This is a genomic window from Lentzea sp. CC55 (assembly GCF_021056325.1).
GTDB lineage: Bacteria > Actinomycetota > Actinomycetes > Mycobacteriales > Pseudonocardiaceae > Lentzea > Lentzea jiangxiensis.
Map to the genome: position 1 here is coordinate 86372 of NZ_JAJCXE010000001.1, position 15501 is coordinate 101872.

Annotated in this window: 18 protein-coding genes; 2 read left to right on the forward strand and 16 right to left on the reverse strand. The window is 69.7% G+C overall.

Going from position 1 to position 15501, the window contains the following annotated elements:
- Window positions 1-24: 24 nt before the first annotated feature.
- From L6E10_RS00445 to L6E10_RS00455, 3 genes are read right to left on the reverse strand one after another with little or no spacing between them, the layout of a single operon-like run.
- Entirely contained in the window at window positions 25-363 is a 339-nt protein-coding gene (locus L6E10_RS00445) for a DUF952 domain-containing protein (protein WP_236215782.1), read from the reverse strand.
- Window positions 364-407: 44 nt separating this feature from the next.
- The gene (locus L6E10_RS00450; protein ID WP_236215783.1) at window positions 408-1343 is read right to left on the reverse strand and encodes a DUF5926 family protein; all 936 of its coding nucleotides are present in this window, start codon (window positions 1341-1343) and stop codon (window positions 408-410) included.
- Between the two features lie 28 nt (window positions 1344-1371).
- Window positions 1372-2112 carry a glycerophosphodiester phosphodiesterase family protein gene (locus L6E10_RS00455; protein WP_236215784.1) on the reverse strand — a complete coding sequence of 247 codons (741 nt, stop codon included), beginning with the start codon at window positions 2110-2112 and terminating at the stop codon, window positions 1372-1374.
- Between the two features lie 89 nt (window positions 2113-2201).
- Between L6E10_RS00455 and L6E10_RS00460 the strand changes: the two genes are divergently transcribed.
- Complete coding sequence (locus L6E10_RS00460) at window positions 2202-3389, forward strand: cytochrome P450 (RefSeq protein WP_236215785.1); 1188 nt, start codon at window positions 2202-2204, stop codon at window positions 3387-3389.
- A 13-nt stretch (window positions 3390-3402) separates the two neighbouring features.
- Here L6E10_RS00460 and L6E10_RS00465 read toward each other — a convergent pair whose 3' ends face one another.
- The 11 genes from L6E10_RS00465 to L6E10_RS00515 form a co-directional block, all read right to left on the reverse strand.
- Complete coding sequence (locus L6E10_RS00465; protein WP_236215786.1) at window positions 3403-4404, reverse strand: glycerophosphodiester phosphodiesterase; 1002 nt, start codon at window positions 4402-4404, stop codon at window positions 3403-3405.
- 65 nt (window positions 4405-4469) lie between these two features.
- Entirely contained in the window at window positions 4470-5375 is a 906-nt protein-coding gene (locus L6E10_RS00470) for a DUF4328 domain-containing protein (protein WP_236215787.1), read from the reverse strand.
- Between the two features lie 2 nt (window positions 5376-5377).
- Window positions 5378-5716: a rhodanese-like domain-containing protein gene (locus L6E10_RS00475; RefSeq protein ID WP_090101760.1), complete on the reverse strand. Its 339-nt coding sequence runs from the start codon at window positions 5714-5716 to the stop codon at window positions 5378-5380.
- A gap of 66 nt (window positions 5717-5782) precedes the next feature.
- On the reverse strand, window positions 5783-6670 hold the full coding sequence (locus tag L6E10_RS00480) for a hypothetical protein (RefSeq protein ID WP_236215788.1): 888 nt from the start codon (window positions 6668-6670) through the stop codon (window positions 5783-5785).
- The gene (locus tag L6E10_RS00485; protein WP_236215789.1) at window positions 6670-7161 is read right to left on the reverse strand and encodes a SigE family RNA polymerase sigma factor; all 492 of its coding nucleotides are present in this window, start codon (window positions 7159-7161) and stop codon (window positions 6670-6672) included. Before L6E10_RS00485 ends, L6E10_RS00480 begins: the two co-directional genes overlap by 1 nt.
- Before the next feature lie 117 nt (window positions 7162-7278).
- Entirely contained in the window at window positions 7279-8871 is a 1593-nt protein-coding gene (locus L6E10_RS00490; protein WP_236215790.1) for a cation acetate symporter, read from the reverse strand.
- Window positions 8868-9218 (reverse strand): DUF485 domain-containing protein, encoded by a 351-nt coding sequence (locus L6E10_RS40130; protein ID WP_236215791.1) that lies wholly within the window; start codon window positions 9216-9218, stop codon window positions 8868-8870. The genes L6E10_RS00490 and L6E10_RS40130 overlap by 4 nt, the downstream gene beginning before the upstream one ends.
- A 255-nt stretch (window positions 9219-9473) precedes the next feature.
- Entirely contained in the window at window positions 9474-11234 is a 1761-nt protein-coding gene (locus L6E10_RS00500; protein ID WP_236215820.1) for a cation acetate symporter, read from the reverse strand.
- Window positions 11235-11274: 40 nt separating this feature from the next.
- The gene (locus tag L6E10_RS00505; RefSeq protein WP_236215792.1) at window positions 11275-11703 is read right to left on the reverse strand and encodes a hypothetical protein; all 429 of its coding nucleotides are present in this window, start codon (window positions 11701-11703) and stop codon (window positions 11275-11277) included.
- On the reverse strand, window positions 11700-12572 hold the full coding sequence (locus L6E10_RS00510) for a LytR/AlgR family response regulator transcription factor (protein ID WP_374235418.1): 873 nt from the start codon (window positions 12570-12572) through the stop codon (window positions 11700-11702). The genes L6E10_RS00505 and L6E10_RS00510 overlap by 4 nt, the downstream gene beginning before the upstream one ends.
- 72 nt (window positions 12573-12644) lie before the next feature.
- Entirely contained in the window at window positions 12645-13505 is an 861-nt protein-coding gene (locus tag L6E10_RS00515) for a S49 family peptidase (RefSeq protein WP_236215794.1), read from the reverse strand.
- A gap of 111 nt (window positions 13506-13616) precedes the next feature.
- Between L6E10_RS00515 and L6E10_RS00520 the strand changes: the two genes are divergently transcribed.
- Complete coding sequence (locus tag L6E10_RS00520) at window positions 13617-13784, forward strand: hypothetical protein (protein WP_166048541.1); 168 nt, start codon at window positions 13617-13619, stop codon at window positions 13782-13784.
- Between the two features lie 142 nt (window positions 13785-13926).
- Here L6E10_RS00520 and L6E10_RS41130 read toward each other — a convergent pair whose 3' ends face one another.
- Window positions 13927-14154, reverse strand: a complete 228-nt coding sequence (locus L6E10_RS41130; protein ID WP_374235421.1) for a hypothetical protein — start codon at window positions 14152-14154, stop codon at window positions 13927-13929.
- 18 nt (window positions 14155-14172) lie between these two features.
- Window positions 14173-15435 carry a sensor histidine kinase gene (locus tag L6E10_RS00525; RefSeq protein ID WP_236215795.1) on the reverse strand — a complete coding sequence of 421 codons (1263 nt, stop codon included), beginning with the start codon at window positions 15433-15435 and terminating at the stop codon, window positions 14173-14175.
- Between the last annotated feature and the right edge of the window lie 66 nt (window positions 15436-15501).

Consider the following 15501-nt stretch of genomic DNA (forward strand, 5'->3'; position numbering starts at 1 on the left):
CGGCGAAGCGGTTGCCTCGCGGGATCAGGGAGTCGCGACGGCGTCCGGCAGGACGAACGAGCCGTCCGGCCGCGGCGGGAAGTCGTGGACCTCCTGGACCGCCGTCACCGGGATGGGGCCGTAGACGTGCGGGAACCACAGCGGCGAGTCGGGCACCGCCTCCCACCTGACGGGGGCGTCGATCAGCTTCGGGTCGACGACCAGCAGCAACAGCCCGGTCTGCCCGTGGAAGAACTTGCCGGCCGTCACGTGCACGACACCGCGGTCGGAGCAGTGCACGAACTCTTCGCCCCCGGCGGGCGTGATGGAGCCGGCCGACCGGGCGGCAGCCCAGCCGGCCGTCGTGATGATGTGCAGCAGCACCTGTCCACAGCTCCCTGTGTACAACTATGTGGACAACCTGTGGACTAGCGCAGGGTGATCTGACGTCCCCGCAGGCCCTCACGGGCGCGGCGCTCGGCGTCGCTCAGCGGCTCGTCGGAGGCCAGGGCCTCCAGCAGGCGCTGGCCGAGGGCCTCGGCCGGCTCGGCCCACTCGCGGGCGTGCATCTCGCGGTCGAGGTCCCAGACCGGCACGAGCAGGCCGTGCGCGCGGAACGAACCGGCGTAGCGGGAGCCCTCGCCGAGGTCGAGCTCGCCGCGGGCGGCCAGGCGGGCCATCGCGGTCAGCAACTTCTCCTCGGGCTCCGGGCGGACCCAGCGCAGGTGCGCCTTGTCGCCCGCATCCACCCAGTAGGCGGCCTTCACGCCGGGCGCGTCGAGGCGCTCGGTCGGCAGGATCGCCGCGTTCGCGCGCTCCAGCGACAGCGCGACGTCACCGGTCGGCTCGGTGCCCTCCGGCATCCACCAGATGAAGTCGGTGTGCAGCACGGGCGTGATCTCGGCCTCGGGGTCGAGGAGGTCCTGCAGGCGGCCGGGGTTCTCACCGTTGTCCGGGCCGACGACCGCGAGCACGTCACCGGTCTTCGCCTGCTGCGCCCACTGCACCGCGCGCGCGAGGTCGCGGCTGATGTCGCCGGACCGCGTCTGGACCTGCAGGCCCACGAACGGCACGTCGTCGCCGCGGATCAGACCGGCGGCCGCCATCGGCAGCACCGTGGCCAGCGTGACCTCGCGCCCGTCCTTGACCGGCAGCTTCACGACCGCCGACGGCACGAACTCGCGCAGCGCGATCAGCTCGCACTCGGCGGCGAGGCCCTCGAACGGCCGGGACACGATCACGTCGGTCGCGCCACCGGGCGCGCCGTGGCAGGCCTTGTAGCGCTTGCCGGACCCGCACGGGCAGGGCTGCTTCGGGTTGATCCCGTCCTTCGGTGCGTCCTTGACCGCGGTCCGCTTGGCCACCTCGGCCCCTCCTCGTGTTCAGGCTTGGTCAGGTCGCCAAGTTAGCCGTCAGCAGGCGGCGGGTGTTCGCCGGGGCGTTCGTCGCGAGGTAACGGACCCCCAGGTCACGGCACAGCGCGATGTCCTCGGCGCTGTCCACCGTCCACACGTACGTCTCGTGGCCCGCCTTGCGCGCGCGATCGACATATCCGGGGTCGTTGCGCAGCAGGTGCGCCCCCGGCCCGGTGTAGTCGGCGAACGACGGCAACGCGCCGCTGCGGTATCGGCCGAGGCGGTCGAGCAACAGCACCGTGCGAACGGCCGGAGCCAGGTCGCGGAAGACCTTCACGGCCGTCGGGGAGAACGACATCATGACGATCTGCGCGTCGAGCCGGTGCCTCTTCAACGCCTCGGCGAGCTTGCGTTCGACGTCGTTGCGGTACCGGACCGGGTGCTTGGTCTCGACGAAGAGCTGCACGTTCGTGCCCTTGACCAGCTCCAGCAGCTCGTCGAGCACGAGCAGTCCGGCCGGCTGCCCGTGGCGGTGCCAGCTGCCGTAGTCGTACGCCTTCAGCTGTTCGAGTGATAGTGCGCTGACCGTGCCACGGCCGTTGGACGTGCGGGAGAGCGTGCGGTCGTGCACACACACGATCTCGCCATCGCGTGACAAACGGATGTCGCACTCAAGGCCGTCCGCGCCCTCTTCGAGCGCGAGCTCGTAGGCGCCGATGGTGTGCTCGGGACGGTCGGTGGACGCGCCACGGTGCGCGACGATCGAAGGCAGCTGCACAAGCGGAACGATAGTTGCTTCGCAACAATTTGAGTCATCAATCAAATCTGCGTGGACGAATCGCGAATCGCGACTTACCGTCCCGCCTTGTGACGTTCGACCAGCGCGATCCCGCCTTCATCGCCGACCCCTACCCGGCTTTCGCCGCCCTGCGCGAAGCCGGTGAGGTGCACCACCACGAGCAGCTGGGCGTCGCCGTCGCCGTCTCGCACGCGGCGTGTTCGGCCGTGCTGCGGCACCGGTCGCTCGGCCGGATCTGGTCGGACGTCAAGCCGGTCGAGCAGTTCATGGCGTTCAACCTCCTGCACCGCAACTCGCTGCTGGAGAACGAGCCGCCGACGCACACCCGCCTGCGCCGCCTGGTCGCCGCCGCGTTCGGCCGCGGCCACGTCGAGCGCCTGCGGCCGTGGGTCGCCGAACTGGCCGACCGCCTCGTCGACGAGCTCGTCGCGAAGATCTCCGACCAGGGCCAGGCGGACCTGCTCGCGCACGTGGCCGCGCCGCTGCCCGTCGAGGTGATCGCCGAACTGCTCGGCGTGCCCGGCGAGGACCGCTACCTGCTGCAGCCGTGGTCGAACGCCATCGTGAAGATGTACGAGTACGGCCTCCCCGCCGACCAGCGGGCCGCCGCCGAACGCGCCGCCGCCGAGTTCGTCGCCTACCTGCGCGAGCTGGTCGCGCTGCGCCGCGTCTCCCCCGGCTCCGACCTGGTGTCCGACCTCGTGGCCGTCACCGACACCGACGGCGCCAGGCTCACCGAGGACGAACTGGTCGCCACGGCCGTCCTTCTGCTGATGGCAGGCCACGAAGCCACGGTCAACGTCATCGGCAACGGCGTCAACGCGCTGATGCAGCACCGTTCGCAGTGGGAGCGCCTCTCGCCGGAGCTGATGCCCACGGCCGTCGAGGAGCTCATCCGCTTCGACTCGCCGTTGCAGCTCTTCGAACGCACGGCCACCGAACGCGTGGAGATCGCCGGTCACGTTGTCGAACCGGGTGAGAAGATCGCCGCCCTGCTCGGCGCCGCCGCCCGCGACCCGCTGGTGTTCGACAACCCCGACGTGCTGGACATCGGCCGCGAGAAGAACCAGCACCTCGGGTTCGGCATGGGCATCCACTACTGCCTCGGCGCGCCCCTGGCCCGCATCGAGGTCGAGGCCGCGCTGTCGGCGTTGCACCGCAAGCTGCCCGGCGCCGTCCTGGCCGGGGAACCCGGCCGCCGCGCGGAGTTCGTCATCCGCGGCCTGCACTCCCTGTCCCTCGGCAACGGCGGGTGACCGGGCGGCCGCGCTAGTACCGCCTGGGGAGCTTGAAGCCGCGCTCCTCCATCACGACGCGCAGCCGGTCCGGGTAGTCGGTGATGATGCCGTCCACCCCGTCGTCGATCAGCTTGTGCATCGTCGCCGGGTCGTTCACCGTCCACGGGACCACCTTCAGCCCCTGGCGGTGGGCGTCCCGGACCAACTCCTTCGTCGTGAACGGGACGTAACCGGGGTCGCCGGCCTTGCCGTTCTGCGGGTTGCCGTGCACCGGGGACAGGGCGTGCGCGCCGAAGCTGCGGACGGCGCGGGCCACGCTGCCGCCGAAGTCCGCCAGTTCCAGGCCTCCTGTCCACGGTGAGCCGGGGCGGAGCATCTCGGGCTGGGTCAGCGCCACCAGCGGGATGCGGGGTTCGACCTGGCGCACGCGCATCAGGGTGCCCCAGTCGAACGACTGGACGGTCACGTTCCGCAGGAAGCCGGAGCGGCGGATCTCGTGGACGGCGCGCTGCACGAACTGTTCGCGCGGGGCCGTTTCGTGGGGTGCGGCGGCTTCGACCTTGGTCTCGATGTTGAAGCGGACGCCCCACGCCCGGTGGCGGCGGGCCAGGTCGAAGAGCTCCCGCAGGGTGGGCATGCGGGCGCCCGGCGAGAGTTCCTGGCCGGGGTACTGGGACCACCTCGTGCTGCCGCAGTCGAGGGTGCGCACCTGGGCGAACGTCAGGTCCTTCACGTACTTGCCCGCGTAGGGGAACGCCGGGTCACCCGGGAAGGCGGGCGCGGTGTCCTGGCACTTCGCCGGGTTGGTCTTGCGGTCGTGGGTGATGACCTCGCGGCCGTCCCTGGTGATCTGGATGTCCAGCTCCAGGGTGGTGACGCCCAGTTCGAGCGCTGTGCCGAACGCCTTGAGGGTGCTCTCGACGGTCAGGCCGATGCCGCCGCGGTGCGCCTGGAGGTCGAAGTCCCGGTGGTGCGCCTGAGCGACGCCCGGTGCGACCAGCGCGATCACCAAGGCCCCGATGAGTGTCCGCATCCACCCAACCTGGCACTCGCGGCACGGCGCCGGCAGGTCCGGCAGGGCGAACGTCGGCTGAACGGTCAGCGGGGCGAGCCGGAGGCGCGGACGGACCGCAGCGGGGGTTCGGGGGCGTCCTTGACCTCCACCACCCGCAACAGCCGGACGGACGCGGAGTCCACCGGCAGCAGCAGCGTGGTGGTGCGGCGGACGACCAGTGCTGTCGTCACCGCGACGCCGGCGAGCACGAGGTCGGCGAACGCGTGCAGCAGCACGCCGTCCGCGAGCGCCTGGGTGCTGTCGCGGAACGACCACAGGACGGTGATCGCGAACAGCAGACCGGAGCCCGCCCAGAAGCCCCACCACCAGCGCAGGAGCTTCGACGGGCGGGGGCGTTCGCCGGCGGGCCTGCGGGTCACGGCGTGTTCGAGCTCGGCCAGCACCGAGCCGGGGACGACGAGGTTGACACCGGGCACGACCAGGCCGAGCAGTGCTTCGCCGTCCGAGCGGGACGGGCCGTAGCCCACCAGCGTCGCCGCGACGTTCCGCGTGCGCCGCACCCACAGCAGCGTGAGGACCAGCGAGAGCACGCAGCCGCAGATCGTGATGGCCGAGGAGGACACCACCATCGCGTCCGACGCGCTGACGACGCCGGGCGACAGCGCGCCGAAGCGGCTCATCGCGACCAGCACGTAGCGCCAGACCTCGGAGAACGCGGCCCAGACGGCGACGGCGGCGAGCAGCCAGAGCGAGTTCTGCGCGGTCCTGCCGAGGCGGCGCACGCCGTCGACCGAGTCGGCGCGCTCGACCCTGCCGGGCACGGCCGTGGGCCAGCGCCACGCGAGCAGCGGGAAGCCCCAGCGCGGCGGCACCGGGTAGTTCGGCGGTCCGCCGTAGGACAGCCGCTGCGGCCTCGACTGCGGCTGTGGGTAGGCACCGGGTGGCGGGGTCGCCACCCAGTCCACGCGCATCGGCTGCAACGGCTGCACGATCAGATGACCTCGGGTTCCATGCCGTCGACGCCGCCCTCGAGCGGACGGCCGGCGGCCTCCCAGTGCTGCATGCCGCCCTCGACGTTGACGGCCTCCCAGCCGTTCTGGTTGAGGTACTGGGTCACGCGGGCGGAGCGGCCACCGGCACGGCACACGACGTAGAGCTGCACGTCGTTCGGCACGTCCTCGAGACGGCCGGCGATCTCGCTCATGGGGATGTGCAGCGCGCCGGGTGCGTGGCCGGCGTCCCACTCGTCCTGCTCGCGCACGTCCAGCAGGACGGCGCCCTCGGGCAGCTGCGCCGGAACGTCGGCGATCTCCACGCTTGGAACAGTCACGCCGTAGATGTTCCCATGCCGGAGGTTGCACGGACGTGAACCTCCGGCACGGCAACATCCCGGTCCCTACTCCGCGAAGACGGGCCCGAGCCTGGCGAACTGCTCTTCCGACAACGGCAGCGTCGTACGGCCGGCACCGGTGCGCCGCGTGGCGGCGGGGTTCGCCGGGTCGTCGGCGGTCAAGTCCGGGCTTCCGTAGTTGCTCACCTCGAGCTGGACGAGCAGGCCGTCCACGCGGAACACGGCGAGCGCCTGGGTGAGCGTTTGGAACGGCTCCTTCGGCCGCACGCTGTGCAGCTGCATGACCGCTCCGTCCGGTCGGACGAGCCGCCGGGCGGGCTCGCAGTCCCCGGTCTCCCACAGCGCGTCGTCGGCACTGGCTTGTGGCGTACCGGAGAACCTGGCGGCCCAGATCCGGATGCTGCCGGTGCCGAGGGCGTCGGACACGTCGAACGTGTAGAAGACGTTGGACGGGTAGCCCGACACCTCACCGATGGTCATCTCCGGCAGGACCTCCCTCACCCGATCACGCCACCGGGCGATGAGCTCGGGAGCCAGCTGCTCCGCTCCGAGGCCCGGATTCCGCGGCACGGACGGCCTCTTGATGTCGCACAGGGGGATGTCGACCACGGCCCTCCCCGCGGGCGGTGGGGCCGTGGACGCGGGCGACCAGGTCCTGTACGGGGTCTGCGGTGGCGTGTTCACCCGAGGCCAGGCCAACGCGCGCTCCGTGGTGGCGGGCGGCCGGTCGGCGTGCTGCGGTGCCGGTGCGGCCTGGTTCAGCGTCGTGGCGCCGATGCCGATACCGGCCACCACCGCGACCACGCCGAGCATCGCCCCGGCCCGCTGGGCGAACACCCTGCGGCGACCGCGCTTCAGCACGGCGTCCAGCGTCGTCGTGGGTGGGGGCGCGGCGATGTCGAGAGCTCCGCGCAGCTTCTCTTCGATGTCCATCAAGCACACTCCGAGTTGACCGGCTCGCCGTACGCCTCGCGGAGCGCCGCCAAACCCCTGGCTGTCTGACTTTTCACGTTGCCGACCGAACAGCCCAGCTCGGCAGCGGTCTGTTCGACGGACAGGTCGTGCACGAACCGCAGCACGAGCGCGGCCCGCTGCTTGGGCCCCACCTGCTGCAACGCGGCGTTGAGCTTGGCGTCGGGATCGGAGAAGCCACCGCCGACGCCGCGTTCGGGGAGATCGGCGACAGGACGTTCGCGCTCGCGGCCACGACGCCTGCTGTCGAGGAACAGGCGCGTCACGATGGTGCGGACGTACCCCTCCGCCGTTTCGCGCCTGATGCCCGGCCACTTCGCGTACGCCTTCACGAACGCGTTCTGCGCGAGTTCCTCCGCCTCCGACCAGTCACCGCACAACGCGTAGGCCGTGCGCCGCGCCCAGTCGAACCTGCTCGTGAAGAACTCCGAGAACTCCTCGTCTCGTCGCACCGGTCCCCCAAGCTTCTGCCGCGTTCGCAGTTCAGTACGCGGTCAGCGGGTCCAGGGTTGCACGCACGAAGAACGGGCCGCCCCGCTGAGGACGGCCCGTTCTTCGGAGACGACGAACTAGTGCGCGATCGCCTTCTCGGCGCCCGCACCGGTGAGGGAGCGGACCTCCATCTCGGCCTGCTTGACGGGGTCGGCCTTGTCCTTCGACAGGATCGTGCCGATGTAGCCCAGCAGGAACGCGACGGGGATCGAGACGATGCCGGGGTTCGACAGCGGGAACAGGTCGAAGTCGGCGTTCTTGAACATCGAGGTCGGCGTGCCGGAGACGGCGGGCGACAGGATGATCAGGGTGATCGTCACGAACAGACCGCCGTAGATGCTCCACAGCGCGCCCGAGGTGTTGAACCTCTTCCAGAACAGCGAGTAGAGGATCGTGGGCAGGTTCGCCGAGGCGGCGACCGCGAAGGCCAGCGCCACGAGGAACGCGATGTTCTGGCCGTTGGCGATGATGCCGCCACCGATGGACACGAGGCCGATGACGATCGCGGTGAGGCGGGCGACCTTGACCTCGGAGTCCTTGTCCTCCGCCTGGCCCTTCTTGATGATGTTGGCGTAGATGTCGTGCGCGAACGACGCCGACGCCGTGATCGTCAGGCCCGCCACGACCGCGAGGATCGTCGCGAACGCGACAGCCGCGATCAGGCCGAGCAGGATCGGGCCACCCAGTTCCAGCGCGAGCAGCGGAGCGGCCGAGTTGGCCTTGCCGGGCGCCGCGTTGATCTTGTCCGGACCGACGAGCGCGCCGGCGCCGTAGCCCAGAACCAGGGTGAACAGGTAGAAGATGCCGATCAGCCAGATCGCCCAGACGACCGAGCGACGGGCTTCCTTCGCCGTCGGCACGGTGTAGAAGCGCATCAGGATGTGCGGCAGGCCCGCGGTGCCGAGCACCAGGGCGAGCGCCAGCGAGAGGAAGTCGAGCTTGCTGGTGCCGGTCTTGCCGTACTGCAGGCCGGGGCCGAGCAGCTTCTCGCCCGCCTTCGGGGCGGCGTCGACCGCGGCACCGAGCAGGGACGAGAGGTTGAAGCCGTACTTGCCGAGCACCCAGACGGTCATGATGCCGGCACCGGCGATCAGCAGGACCGCCTTGATGATCTGCACCCAGGTGGTGCCCTTCATGCCGCCGATGAGGACGTAGGCGATCATCAGGGCGCCGACCACGGCGATGACGAGGGCTTGGCCGCCGGTGCCCGTGATGCCGAGCAGCAGGGCGACGAGACCACCGGCACCGGCCATCTGGGCCAGCAGGTAGAAGAACGAGACCGCCATCGTCGACGTGGCCGCCGCCGCGCGGACCGGACGCTGGCGCATCCGGAAGCTCAGCACGTCGCCCATCGTGTACTTGCCGGTGTTGCGCAGCAGCTCGGCGACCAGCAGCAGCGCGACGAGCCACGCCACCAGGAAGCCGATCGAGTACAGGAAGCCGTCGTAGCCGTTGAGGGCGATGGCGCCCGCGATGCCGAGGAACGACGCGGCCGACAGGTAGTCACCGGCGATCGCGATGCCGTTCTGCGGACCGGTGAACGCGCGGCCGGCGGCCAGGTAGTCCGCGGCGGTCTTCGTGTTGCGGCTCGCCCGGATCACCACGATGAGCGTGGCGATGACGAAGACGCCGAAGATGCTGATGTTGAGGATCGGGCTGGACTCGTTCACTTGCCGTCTCCCTCGATCTCGTTGCGGAGCTTCTCCGCCAGCGGGTCGAGGTTCTTGTTCGCGTGCCGCACGTACAGCGTCGTGATGACGAACGTCGACACGAACTGCAGCAGGCCGAAGATGAGCCCGACGTTGATGTTGCCCAGCACCTTGGTGGACATGAAGCCGTGCGCGTAGTCCGCGAGCAGCACGTACAGCAGGTACCACGCGAGGAACAGGCCGGAGACGGGGAAGACGAACTTGAGGAGCCGGCGCTTCAGCTCGGCGAAGTCATCGCTTGCTTGGACGTCGGCCCACTTCTGCGCGTCCGGGGCCGACTCGGACGGGGTGTGATCGACGGTGCTCACAGGCCCCTCCTCGCGGTACTCGTCGTAGGTGTCAGCAACGTGACGTGCACGTAATGCCTCCAGGTGCGGTCCGTTCTTGGTCGAGAACCGTATGGAGACTTGAGTCACTCAGGTAAGACTCCGTTCGTGCCGTTGCGCCCAGCAGTCGGGTGATGCGACGAACGGTCAGTATCCGTAGACGAATAGCACTCAGCGTGACTTAGTTCACCGTTCACCGATTCGAGTGATTAATTTTCACCCGTTCGTGTCGGCTACTTACCGTGCGCGTCCAGATCCCCTGCGCTTGCCCTCGGCCATCCGGGCCTTCTCCTCGGCGGTTCCGAAGCGGGCGACGTCGCGGTCCCGGATGAAGCCCAGCGGGTCCGGCGCGTGCAGCCGGAGCAGGATCTGGCTGACGTCCGCCGGCACCCGCCTGCGGGTCCCCTTGCTGACCACGATCATGACCGCGAACGCCACCGGCACCGTGATCAGCGCAGGCTGGGTGATGAACGCGGGCGCCCAGCGCCCGGTGTAGGAGCTCACGACGCTCACGACCTGAGCGCTGATCACGAGGCCGCCGCCGACCACGAGCCCGCAGACCGCGCCCACCCACGTGAGGCCGCGCCACCAGATGCCGAGGACCAGGAGCGGGCAGAACGTGGACGCCGCGAGCGCGAACGACATGGCCACCGTCAGTGACGCGTCGGAGCGCGGCAGCAGCACCGCGAGCGCGATCGCGATGGCTCCCGTGAACACGGTTGCCCACCGGAAGTCACGGACCTTGCCCGGCAGGATGTCCGTCGAGACCACGCCGGCGACGGACACGACGAGTCCCGACGAGGTCGACAGGAAGGCGGCGAACGCACCGGCGGCGACGATCGCGCCGAGGATCTGCCCGCCCAGGTTCGGCAGCATCGTCTCCGGCAGCATCAGCACCGCCGCGTCGGTCTTGCCGTTCACCAGCAGTTGCGGCAGGTAGAGCTTCGACAGCACGCCGAGCACCGTCGGGAAGAGGTAGAACAGGCCCAGCAGGTAGAGCACGTGCAGCGCCGTGCGGCGGGCCGCCTTGCCGTCGGGGTTGGTGTAGAAGCGGACCAGCACGTGCGGCAGGCCCATGGTGCCGAGGAACGTCGCGAAGATCAGCGAGTACGTCCTGACCAGCTCGGAGATGCCGCCGGTCTGCGGCCGCGACCAGGCGTCGTTCGTCGTCGGCGAGCCCTCGACCACCGGCACCGGGCTGCCCGCGGTGAACTCCATCGTCGTGCCGGGGCTGAGCTCGTAGACCCCGCGGCCCCAGAACACCGGCCCGTCCGCGTCCCTGCCGTCGATCTGGCCGCTCACCCTCAACATCAGCGGCTCGTCGACGCGGACCTTCACGACCTGCTCGGCCACGGTGATCTTCTCGGCCTGCGGGAACCGGATCACGCCCTCGTCGGACAGCGGCTGCGTGGCCCGGTTCGGCGACGCCAGGAACACCACGAACAGCACGAACGTCGGCGCGGCGATCGCGAAGAGCTTGCCCCAGTACTGGAACGCCTGCACCAGCGTGATCGCGCGCATGCCGCCGCCGAGGACGTTGACCACGACGATCGCCGTGACGACCAGGCCGCCGAGCCACGCGGGCAGGCCGGTGATCGTGGTCAGCGTCAGGCCCGCGGACTGCAGCTGCGGCACCAGGTACAGCACACCGATGCAGACCACGAAGAACGTGCTGAAGTGCCGCACGTTCACCGACCCCAGCCGCGCCTCGGCGAAGTCCGGCAACGTGTACGCGCCGGACCGCCGCAGCGGCGCCGCCACGAACAGCAGCAGCGCGAGGTAGCCCGCGGTGAAGCCGATCGGGTACCAGAGCGCGTCGACGCCGTCCTTGAGCACGAGCCCGGCCACGCCGAGGAACGACGCCGCGGACAGGTACTCGCCGGAGATCGCGGCGGCGTTGCGGGTGGCCGGGATCGCGCGGCGCGCCACCAGGAAGTCCGGGGTGGTGTTCGCCTTGCGCGACCCGACGTAGCCGAGCAGGAACGTCACCATCGCCATGAGGACGATGGCGGTGAGGCTGTAGACGGTGGTGGTCACGTCAGCGGTCGACCATGTTCACGAAGTCCCGCTCGTGCCGTTCGGCCTGCCTGCGGAACACCCACCCGACGCAGTAGAGGATCGGGAAGGGCGCGGCGCCGAGCACGAGCCACGGGACGGGGATGCCGAGGAACTCCAGGTCCCCGATCTGCGGGACCAGGTAGAAGGTGATCGGCAGCAGGCACATGCCGATCAGGACCGCGAAAGCGAGCCCGAACGCCGACTTGAGCTGCTGGCGGATGAGGTCGCGGACCAGCTTCTCACCGACGCTGGTCTGCTCCTCCAGCTCGATGATCGTGCGCAGGGCCTTGCCGCTCTTCTTCGTGGAGTCCGCGAGCACGACCCTGCGCCGGCGCGGCTTGCGGCCCTGCTCGCCGAGCCACGCCTCGCGGGCGGGCTGCTCGGGCTTTCCCGCGTCGTGCCTGCTCACCAGCCGCTCTTCGGCGGTCGCACGATCCGTTCCTTGAGCTCCTTGGTGTGCCGGCGGCTGACCGGCAGCTCCTTGGCTCCCTCACCGGTGCCGATGACGACCGCGTAGCCGTTCGCCGTCATCCGCAGCTCGCTCACCAGCGGCAACGCCACCAGGTACGAGCGGTGGATGCGCACGAACCCCGCGTTGGCCCACCGCTCCTCGAGCTGGGCGAGCGGGATGCGCACCAGGTGGCTGCCGTCCTGGGTGTGCAGGCGGGCGTAGTCGCCCTGCGCCTCGACGTACCGCACGGACGCGCGCGGCACGAGCTTGATGGTGCCGCCGAGCTCGACGGGGATGACCTCGTCGTCGGTCGGTTCGGCGGGGTTCTGCGCCGCCTGGCTCGCCTGTGCCGCCGGGGCCGAGGTGCGGCCCACCCGGTCGGCGACCCGCGAGATCGCCTTGAGGACGCGCTCCTCGTTGATCGGCTTGTTGATGAAGTCGAGCGCACCGACGTCGAACGCCGTCACGAGGGCGTCGCGCTCCTCGACCCCCGTCACGAAGACGAGCGCGGGCGGGTAGCGGAACGCGCTGAGCACCCGTGCGAGATCCATGCCGGAGAGCCCGGGCATGTTGATGTCGGCGAACACCGCGTCGACCGGCGGCAGGCCGGCCTTGGTCCTCGCCATGACCTCCTGCTCGTAGTCACCCCTCAGGATGCGCAGGGCCTCCGCGGCGTCGAACGCCGTGAGGACCCTCCTGATGTGAGGGGAACTCTCGAGCAGGAACTTGATCTCGCTCAGCCCGGGAGCCTCGTCGTCGACTGCGAGGACGAGGAGACCGGCGTTGTCGGACGGCATTCTTTCTGGGGTACTCACTGTGACGGGCATCTTGCCCACCAATGTGCGGTCGTGTCTACGCCGGGGCAGGTGTCGACACGCCCTGTGAAACCGAACTGATGCTCAGAGCCCGAATCGGGACCAGCGAGCACGTTCCTCGACACTGGCCAGCACCTGCGCCACGAGATCGCCCGATCGGGTGGACGCACCGGCGAGCCCCAGCTTGGCCAGCAACGGCTTGCGCGGCTCGACGATCGTCAGCTCGGCGTCCGGGAAGCGCTTCGTGATGACGCTGCGGATGGTGCCGATGCCGTCGACCAGCCCGAGCTGCTGGGCCCTGCTCCCGGTCCACACCTCGCCGCTGAAGAGGTCCTCCCCGGTCTGGAGCTTGGCGCCCCGGCGTTCGGTGACCCACGCCTTGAACTGCTCGTGCAGGTCGGCGTGCAGCCCCTTGAGCCACTCGACGTCCTCGGGCTTCTCCCTCTGGAACGGGTCGAGCCGCACCTTGTTCTCGCCCGCGGTGTAGACGCGGCGCTCGACGCCGGCCTTGTCCAGCAGGCCGTTGAGCCCGAAGCCCGCGCTCACGACGCCGATGGAACCGACCAGGCTGGTGCCGTGCGCGTAGATCTCGTCACCCGCGCACGCCAGCCAGTAGCCGCCGGACGCCGCCACGTCCTCGCAGAACGCGAGCACCGGCACGTGCTTCTTGGTGGCGAGCTCGCGGATCCGCTCGGCGATGAGTGCGGACTGCGTCGGCGCGCCGCCGGGCGAGTTGATGAGCAGCGCCACGGCGATCAGCCGCTCGTTGTCGAACGCGCGGTTGATCGCCGATTCGACGTTCTGGAGGCTGATCGTGTTGCGCGCGACGGGCGAGGACTGCGGGGTGATGACCCCGTGCAACCGCACCGCCGCGACGACGGGAGGCCGTTCACCGCGGTCCATGACCCTCGGGAGCCGGGCAGCGATCTTGTCCGTGACGCTCATGTACTCGACAGTACGTGCGTTTCGCGGACACGCGGGAGCCTCGACGGTGGTCGGTCGCTCCCGCGTGACCTGGAACACAGGAAGTGGTCGTCCCGGTGCTAGGTTCGGGCTGTGACGTTCAACCCGATCCGCTGGCTCGAGCGCTATGTCGAGTGGTGGGACGACCGGGGCAGGCAGAACGCCGCCGGGCCGACGCCCATGCACATCTACTGGATGTGGGTGAGCTGGAGCGTGTGCGCCGTCGTGCTGATCACGACCCTGGCGGTCGCGGCGCGCTGAGCCCCGTCAGCACTTGCAGCTGGTGATCCCCTTCGCGGTGCACTTGATGCAGACGCGGACGCGTTCGGGTGCTTGTTGTTCCTGCACTGGATGAATGGCCTTTGCTCGCGGCCGGCCTCTGGTTGTTCGAAGGACCGGCTGTTCATTGGTCACCACCACAATCGGCAGGGCGAACGTCCGGGTTGAGCATGGTTGACCCTGCAATTTTCTGAGAGCGCGCTCGCGGATCAGTCCGTCTCGACCCAGTTCTGTCCGGCGGGCCGCTCGCCGCGGCTTTCCGGCAAACCCACAGGACCTCACGCACGAGGCTCAACGGCACCTCGGCGTCCGCCGGGAACCCCTGCGCCGTCCCGAAGCAGGCGAACGCCACGTGCTCAGCCCTGTGCGGTCAGGCGCGGATCGCCGGCTGTTCGTTCGTCATCGGCTCGTCCGTCAGCTGGTTGCCCAGGTTCAGGTTCGGCAGCACGTTGCGGGCGAACTTCGGCACCTTGAGGATCACCTTCGTGCCCGCGTTCGGCGCGGTCTCGACGACCAGGGCGTACTCGGCGCCGAACACGGTGCGCATGCGGTCGTTGATGTTGCCGATGCCGACGTGCGCGCCGGTCTGGTGGGCGTCCTTGATGTCGTCGAGGCGGTCCGGGTCCATGCCGACGCCGTCGTCCTCGACGCTGATCAGGGCCTCGCTGCCGTTGTCCTCGGCGGTGATGGTGAGCATGCCGCCGCCGGGCTTCTTGGCGAGGCCGTGGCGGACCGCGTTCTCGACCAGCGGCTGGAGCACGAGGAACGGCAGGACGACCTGCAGCACCTCGGGGGCGATGCGCAGGCGCACGGTCAGCCGCGAGCCGTACCTGGCCTGCTCGATGGTGAGGTAGCGGTCGATGTTGGTCAGCTCGTCCGACAGCGTCGTGAACAGGCCGTCGGTGCGGAACGAGTAGCGCGTGAACTCCGCGAACTCCTGCAGCAGCTCGCGGGCGTGCGCCGGATCGGTGCGGATCAGCGAGGAGATCGTGTTCAGGGCGTTGTAGACGAAGTGCGGCGAGATCTGCGCCCGCAGCGCCTTCACCTCGGCCTGGGCGAGGGCCTGCCGCTGCTTCTGCACGACCTCCAGCTCCAGCTGGGTCGAGACGAAGCGGGCGGTCTCCTCGGCCATGCGGATCTGGCGCTTCGAGGCCACGCCGGACACCACGATCAACGTGCCCGCCACGTCGCCTTCGACGACGAGCGGCACGACGACAACGCTGTGCAGGGAGCACGGGCCCTGCAGCTCGCAGCCGAGCTTGCGGTGGTCGACGTGTTCCTTGTGGCAGTTGTTGATGGCTCGTGCCACCGTGTCGCGGAGGTACTCGTAGTGGTCGTTCGCGCCGCCGTCCCACGACAGGACGGTGCCTTCTTCGTCGGTGATGGCGACCGCGACGCACCGCAGCATCTCGCGCAGGTGGGGCGTGGCCTTGTCGGCGGCCTCCTGGGTCAGGCCCGCGCGGAGGTCGCTCGACGCCTTGGACATGCGGTCGAGCATGTCCATCACGGCGTCCTCGACGGAGGTGCTGACCCGTCGGGCGCGGCACAGCATCACGAAGAGGCCTAAAACTGCCAGAGTCGCGATGACACCGAGCACCGCGCGCTCGGTCAACAGGTCGCCCACGGTGCACATGCTGTGCTGTGGGGCACCCCTATAGCAAGAGGCGCGCCCGCCGTACGCCCGTACGGTCCACCGCCG